The organism is Marinibaculum pumilum (assembly GCF_042646425.1).
In the GTDB taxonomy this organism is placed as follows: Bacteria; Pseudomonadota; Alphaproteobacteria; order Ferrovibrionales; family Ferrovibrionaceae; genus Marinibaculum; species Marinibaculum pumilum.
This window is the reverse complement of the sequence record NZ_JBHRTR010000028.1, coordinates 217659-226851: the sequence shown is the minus strand read 5'-3', so window position 1 is coordinate 226851 and position 9193 is coordinate 217659. Positions and strand designations below refer to the sequence as shown.

The 9193-nt window shown below is 71.9% G+C and carries 8 protein-coding genes; all 8 read left to right on the top strand.

Annotated elements, in window-relative coordinates; translation table 11 throughout:
- The first annotated feature begins 224 nt into the window (after positions 1-224).
- The 8 genes from proB to ACFOGJ_RS13750 all read left to right on the top strand — a co-directional run bounded on the left by proB (position 225) and on the right by ACFOGJ_RS13750 (position 9073).
- Complete coding sequence (gene proB, locus ACFOGJ_RS13785; RefSeq protein WP_379902537.1) at positions 225-1454, top strand: glutamate 5-kinase; 1230 nt, start codon at positions 225-227, stop codon at positions 1452-1454.
- A 64-nt stretch (positions 1455-1518) separates the two neighbouring features.
- Positions 1519-2829, top strand: a complete 1311-nt coding sequence (locus ACFOGJ_RS13780; RefSeq protein WP_379901308.1) for a glutamate-5-semialdehyde dehydrogenase — start codon at positions 1519-1521, stop codon at positions 2827-2829.
- 24 nt (positions 2830-2853) lie between these two features.
- Positions 2854-3534 (top strand): nicotinate-nucleotide adenylyltransferase, encoded by a 681-nt coding sequence (locus ACFOGJ_RS13775; protein WP_379901306.1) that lies wholly within the window; start codon positions 2854-2856, stop codon positions 3532-3534.
- Between the two features lie 249 nt (positions 3535-3783).
- The gene (rsfS, locus tag ACFOGJ_RS13770; RefSeq protein WP_379901304.1) at positions 3784-4176 is read left to right on the top strand and encodes a ribosome silencing factor; all 393 of its coding nucleotides are present in this window, start codon (positions 3784-3786) and stop codon (positions 4174-4176) included.
- 70 nt (positions 4177-4246) lie between these two features.
- Positions 4247-4717, top strand: coding sequence for a 23S rRNA (pseudouridine(1915)-N(3))-methyltransferase RlmH (gene rlmH / locus ACFOGJ_RS13765; protein WP_379901302.1), 471 nt, complete (start codon positions 4247-4249; stop codon positions 4715-4717).
- 110 nt (positions 4718-4827) lie between these two features.
- Positions 4828-6432: a 2,3-bisphosphoglycerate-independent phosphoglycerate mutase gene (gpmI, locus tag ACFOGJ_RS13760; RefSeq protein WP_379901300.1), complete on the top strand. Its 1605-nt coding sequence runs from the start codon at positions 4828-4830 to the stop codon at positions 6430-6432.
- The gene (locus ACFOGJ_RS13755) at positions 6419-7747 is read left to right on the top strand and encodes a murein hydrolase activator EnvC family protein (protein WP_379901298.1); all 1329 of its coding nucleotides are present in this window, start codon (positions 6419-6421) and stop codon (positions 7745-7747) included. Before gpmI ends, ACFOGJ_RS13755 begins: the two co-directional genes overlap by 14 nt.
- The gene (locus ACFOGJ_RS13750) at positions 7748-9073 is read left to right on the top strand and encodes a S41 family peptidase (RefSeq protein WP_379901296.1); all 1326 of its coding nucleotides are present in this window, start codon (positions 7748-7750) and stop codon (positions 9071-9073) included.
- The last annotated feature ends 120 nt before the right edge of the window (positions 9074-9193 follow it).

Here is a 9193-nt window from a genome sequence, read left to right as displayed (position 1 = left end):
GAGGCCGCGGCGGAACAGGCGGCGGCCGACCGGGCCGCCGGCCGCGACACCGCCTGGACCCCGGTCTAGGCGGGCCGCGGCATGCGAACCGCAACGCGAGTGTAACCATGTCCGACGCCCAGGAGGCCGAGGTCCCCGACGCCGAAAAGCCCGATATCGGCGATGCCGATACCGCCGACGAATCCGGCCAGGTCCGGCATCGCGCGCGGGCGCCGCTGCCCGCCATGCCGCCGCCGCCCCCGCCGGAGGCGAGCCCCCTCGCGGAAGGCGATCTGGTGGTGGTGAAGGTCGGCTCCTCCCTGCTGGTCGATCCGGGCAAGGGCGATGTGCGGGCGGACTGGCTGGACGCGCTGGCCGACGACCTGGCCGACCTGCACCGGGCGGGGAAGCGGGTGCTGGTGGTGTCGTCGGGCGCGATCGGGCTGGGGCGCGAGGCGCTGGGCTTCAGGCCCGGCCGGCTGCGGCTGGAGGAGAGCCAGGCCGCCGCCTCGATCGGGCAGATCCGCCTGGCGCATCGCTGGCAGTCGGCGCTGGCGCGGCACCAGATCAACGTGGCGCAGATCCTGCTGACCCTGGGCGATACCGAGGACCGGCGCCGCTTCCTGAACGCGCGGGCGACGATCGAGATGCTGTGGCGGCTGGGCGCGATCCCGGTGGTGAACGAGAACGACACCGTCGCCACCAGCGAGATCCGCTTCGGCGACAATGACCGGCTGGCCGCCCGGGTGGCGCAGATGATGATGGCCGACTGCCTGGTGCTGCTGTCCGACGTGGACGGGCTGTACGACGCCGACCCGCGGCGCAAGAAGTCGGCGAAGCTGGTGCCCTGGGTGGAGGAGGTCACGCCGGAGATCGAGGCGATGGCCGGCCTGAAGAAGACGGAATACGGCTCCGGCGGCATGCGCACCAAGCTGCTGGCGGCGCGCATCGCCAGCCATGCCGGCTGTGCCATGGCGATCGCCCGCGGGATCGAGCCGCACCCGATCCGCCGGCTGCTGGCCGGCGCCCCCTGCACCTGGTTCGCGGCGGTGGATTCCGCCTTCAACGCCCGCAAGAGCTGGATCGCCGCCAGCCTGCAGCCGCTGGGCGCGCTGATCGTCGACAAGGGCGCGAAACGGGCGCTGGACCGCGGCCGCTCCCTGCTGCCCGCCGGCGTGACCGCGGTGACCGGGGAGTTCGACCGCGGCGACCCGGTGATCGTTGCCGATGCCGAGGGCTGGGAGCTGGGGCGCGGCCTCTGCGCCTATTCGTCGGACGACGCCCGCACCATCGCCGGCCATCGCAGCCGTGAAATCACGCGCCTGCTGGGCTACCGTGGGCGCGACGAGATCATCCACCGGGACGACCTGGTGGTGCATTCGACCGGCCCCTGGCTGCGCCTGCCGCCCGAACTGCGCACCGCCGACCAGGCGCGCGAGATCCAGCGGGAAGAGGCCGAGGCCGAGGCCGGGTGATGCGGCCGGACGCCGCCGCTTCGGGCCGGCGTCCGGCACGAACGGAAGATCAGGAGGACGAACGATGAGCCAGGCGAGCAAGGTTGTGCCCCTCGATGCGGCGAAGGACGTTCCGGGCGGCGATGTCGAAGGCCTGATGGACGAGATCGGCCGCCGCGCCGCCGCCGCGCAGCCGGTCCTGGCCGCCGCCCCGGCGGACCGGAAGGACCGCGCCCTGCGCGCCGCCGCCGCCGCGCTGCGCAGCAACACCGACGCGATCCTGGCGGAGAACGCGAAGGATGTGGCCGCGGCGAAGGAGAGCGGCACCGCCGCCGCCCTGGTCGACCGCCTGACCCTGACGCCGGAGCGGATCGAGGCGATGGCCGCCGGCCTGGAACAGATCGCCGAGCTGCCCGACCCGGTCGGCCGGGTGCTGGCGGAATGGGACCGGCCCAACGGCCTGCATATCCGCCGGGTGGCCGTGCCGCTGGGGGTGATCGGCATCATCTACGAGAGCCGCCCCAACGTGACCGCCGATGCCGGCGGGCTGTGCCTGAAGTCGGGCAATGCCTGCATCCTGCGCGGCGGCTCCGACAGCCTGCATTCCTCCGCCGCGATCCTGGACTGCCTGCAGGCGGGCCTGCGCGAGGCCGGCCTGCCGGCGGAATCGGTCCAGCGGGTGCCGACCGCCGATCGCGCCGCCGTCGGCGCGCTGCTGCGGCTGGACAAGTGGGTGGACCTGATCGTGCCGCGCGGCGGCAAGGGCCTGATCGCCCGGGTGCAGGCGGAGAGCCGGATCCCGGTGCTGGCCCATCTGGACGGCAATTGCCACGTCTATGTCCATGAGGCCGCCGACCTGGAGATGGCGAAGCAGATCCTGCTGAACGCGAAGCTGCGTCGCACCGGCATCTGCGGCGCGACGGAAAGCCTGCTGATCGACGCCAAGGTTGCCGACCGCATGGCCGGCCCGCTGGTCGCCGCCCTGCTGGACGCCGGCTGCGCGGTGCGCGGCGACGACGCCGTGCAGAAGGCCGATCCGCGGGTCACCCCGGCGAGCGAGGAGGACTGGTCGACGGAATATCTGGACGCGATCATCTCTGCCAAGGTGGTGCCCGACCTGGACGCCGCGATCGCGCATATCGCGCGCTATGGCTCCCACCATACCGACGCCATCGTCACCGGCGATGCGGCGGCGGCGGCAAAGTTCCTGAACGCGGTGGACAGCGCGATCGTGATGCACAACGCCTCCACCCAGTTCGCCGATGGCGGGCAGTTCGGCATGGGGGCGGAGATCGGCATCGCCACCGGGCGGCTGCATGCCCGCGGCCCGGTGGGGGTGGAGCAGCTGACCACCTTCAAGTACCAGGTCGAAGGCGATGGCCAGACCCGGCCCTGATGGCGTGAAGCGGTCGGAGGCGTCTTGAGCGGACGGGGCGCGCCGCCGCCGGTGCCGCTCAGCCGCAGCGGCATGGCACCGGGCCTGCGCATCGGCCTGCTGGGCGGGTCGTTCAACCCCGCCCATGACGGCCATGTCTACATCTCGGCGGTGGCGCGGGCGCGGCTGCGGCTGGACCAGGTCTGGTGGCTGGTCAGCCCGCAGAACCCGCTGAAGGCCCGGGCGGGGATGAAGCCGCTGGCGGAGCGGATCCGCCTTGCACGGGCGCTGGGCCTGCCCCATTTCATCAGGGTGACGGATCTGGAAAGCCGCTTGGGCACGACCTTTACCGCCGACACCCTGGGCCGCCTGCACGGGCGTTATCCGGGGCAGGATTTCGTCTGGCTGATGGGGGCGGACAACCTGGCACAGATCCACCGCTGGAAGCGGTGGCACGAAATCTTCATGAAAACCCCGATTGCGGTGATCGACAGGCCGACTTACGCTCATCGCAGTCTCAGCGCCCCGGGAGCCATGCGTTTCGCCGCCAGCCGCCAACCGGCAGAGGCCGCTTCTTCGCTACCGGGCCGGCACGCACCGGCCTGGTGCTTCCTGCATGTGCGCACCCACCCGGCCTCCGCCACCGCCATTCGTGCCCGCAGCATCGGGACCGGGACTGCCGTGGAACCGCCGGCGCAGCCTGCCGTTGCAGGAGAGGCCGCGTGACGGCGCGCCGGCCGGCCACCAGCCGGAAGGCGGGAGCCGCGTGACGGGCGCCGCCCGCAATCCAGAAGCAGGCGCCGCGCGTGGCGCCCCGACCGTCCAGACATTCGTACCGATCATCGCTGCCGGCGCCCCTTTTCCAGGTGCCCGGGCGGCGGCCACCCGTTCCGGAACCATCGGGCCGAGCCGGCGGCCGGTTCCGGGAGAGCAGGCCGGCCAGACGCCATAAGGGAGAGGGACTTCATCTCACTCATGCAGCCAATTGCGCAGAATGCCGGGAGCGGCATCGATGCGGCAGCAGCGGCCGAGGCCCTGCTGAACCGCGTTCGCGACTCGCTGGAGGACGACAAGGCGGAGAACATCTCCGTCATCGACCTGGCGGGGAAGACCACGCTGGCCGACTACATGGTCATCGCCAGCGGGCGCTCCAGCCGACAGGTGGCCGCGATCGCGGAGCATCTGGTCGAGCGCGTGAAGGCGGCCGACCAGCCGGTCCTCGGAGTCGAGGGGATGCGTACCGCGGAATGGGTCGCCATCGACCTGGGCGACGTGCTGGTGCATGTCTTCCAGCCCGAGGTGCGCAGCTTCTACAACCTGGAGAAGCTCTGGTCGGTGACCTGGCCGGAACAGGCCGCGGCGCTCTGACGCGGCGCCGCGCCGGCGGCGCGGCCGGCCCGCGGCGGCCTTCTGCCGTGCAGCCGGCGGCAGGGTTGTCATGCGGCTGCTGATCGCCGCCATCGGCCGCGCCCGCGGCAAGAGCCGCGACGGGCCGGAGGCCCGTTTGCTGGCCGAGTACCTGAAGCGCCTGCCCTGGCAGGTCAGCCTGACGGAACTGCCGCAATCGCGCGCCGCCACCGCCGATCAGCGCAAGGCGGAGGAGGCCGCCGCCCTGCAACGGGCGGTGCCGGCAGGGCACCGCCGCATCGTGCTGGACGAACGCGGCGAGGATCTGGGCAGCGCCGCGATCGCCGCCTGGCTGGACCGGCAGCGCCAGGACGGCGGTGCGGCGGTCGCCGTGCTGATCGGCGGGCCGGACGGGCTGGAGCCGGGCCTGGCGGCCCGCGCCGACCTGCGCCTGGCCTTCGGCCGGCAGACCTGGCCGCACATGCTGGTCCGGGCGATGCTGGCGGAGCAGCTCTATCGCGCCTATACGATCCTGGAAAACCATCCATATCATCGCGCATGAGCCGGATCCGGTGCGCTGCGGAACCGACCGCCGGCGCCGCCGGTTCGTCCGGCAGGCCCTGCCGCGGAATACCGGAACGGCGGGGCAGCAAGACACGACAGGAGCCTTCCATGACCGCCGCCAAGTCCCCCGCCCCCGTCGTCCTCTGCATCCTGGACGGCTGGGGCCTGCGCGACGCGCCGGAGGACAATGCCCTGGCGCAGGCGAAGCTGCCGAACTGGTCCCGCTTCACCGCGGCGCAGGCGCCGGCGCGGATCGCTACGTCCGGCGCCGCGGTGGGCCTGCCCGACGGGCAGATGGGCAATTCCGAGGTCGGCCACATGACCATCGGCTCCGGCCGGATCCCGGTCCAGGACCTGCCGCGGATCGACGCCGCGATCGCCGACGGCAGCTTCGCAAGGATCCCCGCCTTGCAGGAGGTGCTGGACGCGGCGAAGGCCGGCAGCGGCACGGTGCATATCCTGGGCCTGATGTCGCCGGGCGGCGTCCACAGCCACCAGCGCCACATCCTGGCCCTGGCCGGTGTCGCGGCAAAGGCCGGCCTGGCGGTGCGTCTTCATGCCCTGCTGGACGGCCGCGACACCCCGCCGCAGAGCGCGCGGGACTTCCTGCCGCAGGTGGAGGCCGGTCTGCAGGAGATCCGGGAGACGGGCGCCGATGCCCGCATCGCCACGATCTGCGGCCGCTACTACGGCATGGACCGCGACAAGCGCTGGGAGCGCACGGCGCTCGCCTATGCCGCCCTGGTCGACGGCGAAGGGGTGCGCCGGGCGGATAGCGCGGCGGCGGCGCTGCAGGCCGCCTATGACGCCGAGGAGACGGACGAGTTCGTGCAGCCCGCCGTGATCGGCGATTATGCCGGCATGGCCGACGGCGATGCCCTGGTGATGGCGAATTTCCGCGCCGACCGGGCGCGCCAGATCATGACCGCGCTGACCGACCCGCAGTTCGACGGCTTCGCCCGCCGGATGCCGGCCTTTTCCGCCGTTGCCGGCATGGCCTCCTATTCCGCGGCGCTGGACGAGCGGATGGCGGTGCTGTTCCCTGCCATGACCTTCCCCAACACCCTGGGCGCCTGCCTGGCCGCGGCCGGCTTGCAGCAGATCCGCATCGCGGAGACCGAGAAATATGCCCATGTCACCTTCTTCCTGAACGGCGGCGAGGAGCAGGTCTTCGACGGCGAGGAGCGGGCACTGGTCCCCTCGCCCAAGGTCGCCACCTACGACCTGCAGCCGGAGATGTCGGCCGCCCAGGTCACCGACGAGGTGGTGGCGGCGCTCGACGGCGGCCGCTTCGCCCTGGTGGTGGTGAATTTCGCCAATCCCGACATGGTCGGCCATACCGGCAAGCTGCCCGCCGCGATCAAGGCGGCGGAGGCGGTGGACGCGGCACTGGGCCGGGTGGCGGATGCGGTCGAGCGCGCCGGCGGCGTGATGCTGGTCACCGCCGACCATGGCAATCTGGAGGAGATGCGCGACCCCGACAGCGGCGCCGCCCATACCCAGCACACCACCAACCCGGTGCCCGGGCTGCTGGTCGGGCCGGCGGCGCAGGGCCGCCGCCTGGCCGATGGCGGCCTGGCGGATATCGCGCCGACCATCCTGGACCTGCTGGGCCTGGCGCAGCCGGCGGAGATGACCGGCCATTCCCTGCTGCAGCCGGCGGAAGCCGGCGCGGCCGGCAAGGCCGGCCGGGCGGACCGTGCCATCGCCTGAGCGCACAGATCCCCGCCGCGCCCGGCGCGGCCCGCTGCCCGCCCCGGCGCTGGCGGTCGCCCTGGCGGTTGCGCTGGCGCTCGCCCTGGTCCCGGCGGCCGTGCCTGCGCAGCAGGCGGACCCGCCGCAGCCGGCCGAACTCTCGGCGGAGCGGGAGGCGGCGCAGAAACGGCTGCAGGAGATGCAGCAGAGCCTGGAAAGCCGCCAGGAGAAGCACCAGGACCTCACCGAGCGGGAAAAGGCGCTGCGCAACCGGCTGGAAGAGCTGCGCCGCAAGTCGATCGCCACCGCCGCCGCCCTGCAGAGCCAGGAGGAGGAGGCCAGCGCGCTGGAACTGACCCTGGCGGCGATCCGCGAGGCGCGCTTCCACAAGCTGCAGGAGCTGGACCGGCAACGGGCGGAGCTGACCCGGCTGGTCAACGGCCTGACCCGCCTGAGCCGCCGCCCGCCGGAGGCGATGCTGTTCGCGCCGGGGGAGGCCTATGACACCTGGCGCGCGGCGGTCCTGCTGGGCGATGTCGGGCCGCTGATCAATGCCCGCGCCGCCGGCCTGCGCGACGACCTGGACGAGCTGGCGAAGATCGAGGCCGACCTGCATGCCCGCCGCATGGAGCTGAACCAGGTGGTCCGGTCGATGGCGGACGAGCGCGCGCGGCTGTCGTCGATGGAGCGCGAGCTGGACGCCGCGCGCGCCGACACCCGCGACGAGGCGGCGGCCCTGTCGCGCCAGGTCGCCAGCCTGACCCAGGATGCGGCCAATGTCCGCAATCTTCTGGGCGACCTGGAGGAGGCGGAGCGCCTCGCCCGCGAACGCCAGTTCGCCGCCCGCGCGGCGGCGCAGGCGGCGCAGGGCCGGCCCGCCGGCGTGCGCCCGGCGGCGCTGACCCCGCCGCGCCTGGACGGGCTGAAGCCGGGCAGCATGACGATGCCGGTCGCCGGCCGGGTGATCGGCCGCTACCAGGGGCCGATCCAGGGCAGCAGCGAGCGGCGGCCCGGCCTGACCGTGTCGGTGCGCGACAATGCCCAGGTCACCGCGCCGGCTGACGCACGTGTGATGTTCGCCGGGCCGTTCAAGGGATATGGTCGGATATTGATCCTGGCCCACGGCGAAAACTACCATACCCTTTTGGCAGGGTTTGGCCGGATCGACCGTGAGGTTGGCGACCATGTTCTGTCGGGGGAGCCTGTCGGCGTGATGAACGCCGGCACGGCGGGGGGGGCGCGTCCGTCGCTGTACCTAGAATTGCGCCATGAGGGCAAACCCATCGATCCCGAACGCTGGATCGCCAAAGCAAACCGAAAAGCGAGTGGCTAGATGCGTAATTTCCTGCTGGGAAGCGCTTTCTCCTTCCTGCTGCTGATCGCCGTGGGCACCCTGGCCCTGCCGCAAGGCGGGGGCAGCCAGGCGGCAAGCTCCGAGACATACCGGCAGCTGAACCTGTTCGGCGACATCTTCGAGCGGGTCCGCAACGACTATGTCGAGCCGTCCGACGATGCCGAACTGGTGGAGGCCGCGATCAACGGCATGCTGGCCTCCCTGGATCCGCATTCCACCTACCTGAACCCGAAGAAGTTCCGCGAGATGCAGGTGCAGACCCGCGGCGAGTTCGGCGGGCTGGGCATCGAGGTCACGATGGACAACGGCCTGGTCAAGGTGGTGACCCCGATAGACGACACGCCGGCGGCCCGCGCGGGCCTGAAGGCGGGCGACCTGATCACCCACCTGGACGGCACCCCGGTCCTGGGCATGACCCTGTCGGAGGCGGTCGAGCAGATGCGCGGCCCGGTCAGTTCCAAGATCAAGATTTCCGTCCAGCGCGAGGGCGAGGACGGGCCGCTGGACTTCGAGATCACCCGCGACGTGATCAAGGTGCAGTCGGTCCGCTCCCATGCGGAGGACGATATCGGCTATGTCCGCATCACCACCTTCAACGAGCAGACCGAGGAAGGCCTGAAGAAGGCGCTGTCGAGCCTGAAGAGCGAGATCGGCGGCGACCGGATCAAGGGCTATGTCCTGGACCTGCGCAACAATCCGGGCGGCCTGCTGGACCAGGCGATCGCGGTCGCCGACGCCTTCATGGACCAGGGCGAGATCGTCTCCACCCGCGGCCGGGACGAGGCCAACCAGCAGCGCTACAACGCGCGCGAGGGCGACCTGACCGACGGCAAGCCCGTCGTCGTGCTGGTCAATGGCGGGTCCGCCAGCGCCTCCGAGATCGTCGCCGGCGCGCTGCAGGACCATCACCGGGCGATCGTCCTGGGCACCAAGTCCTTCGGCAAGGGATCGGTGCAGACCATCATCCCGATCCAGGGCCAGGGCGCCCTGCGGATGACCACGGCGCGCTACTACACGCCGTCGGGCCATTCGATCCAGGCGAAGGGCATCGTGCCGGACATCGAGGTGCCGCAGGCGAAGATCGAGCTGCTGGAGCAGCGCCCCCGCACCTCCGAGGCCGACCTGCGCAACCGGCTGGCGCCGGAGGCGGAGGAGGAAGCGGCCAAGGCCGAGGGCGATTCGGCGAAGGAAGCCGCGCCGGAGGCCGCCACCCCGGCCGGCAGCGACGAGGACTTCCAGCTTCTCCGCGCGCTGGATCTGCTGCGGGGCCTGTCGCTGTTTCACGCGAACGCCGCCTCCCGCTAAACTGACTGACCTGCCGGAACTGCCGTCCGCCGCGCCCGATGCGGCCGGGCGGCAGTTCCGGAAGCAGGCGGAAGCGGGTGAGACAGGCAGGGCGCGCTGGCCACTTTATTCGAGCAGGAC

What these genes read in the sequence shown, in the direction of transcription:
- ACFOGJ_RS13780 (WP_379901308.1), top strand. Translation starts at nt 1,519, where the DNA reads ATGAGCCAGGCGAGCAAGGTTGTGCCCCTCGATGCGGCGAAGGACGTT.
- rsfS (WP_379901304.1), top strand. Translation starts at nt 3,784, where the DNA reads ATGCAGCCAATTGCGCAGAATGCCGGGAGCGGCATCGATGCGGCAGCA.
- ACFOGJ_RS13750 (WP_379901296.1), top strand. Translation starts at nt 7,748, where the DNA reads ATGCGTAATTTCCTGCTGGGAAGCGCTTTCTCCTTCCTGCTGCTGATC.
- rlmH (WP_379901302.1), top strand. Translation starts at nt 4,247, where the DNA reads ATGCGGCTGCTGATCGCCGCCATCGGCCGCGCCCGCGGCAAGAGCCGC.
- gpmI (WP_379901300.1), top strand. Translation starts at nt 4,828, where the DNA reads ATGACCGCCGCCAAGTCCCCCGCCCCCGTCGTCCTCTGCATCCTGGAC.
- proB (WP_379902537.1), top strand. Translation starts at nt 225, where the DNA reads ATGCCGCCGCCGCCCCCGCCGGAGGCGAGCCCCCTCGCGGAAGGCGAT.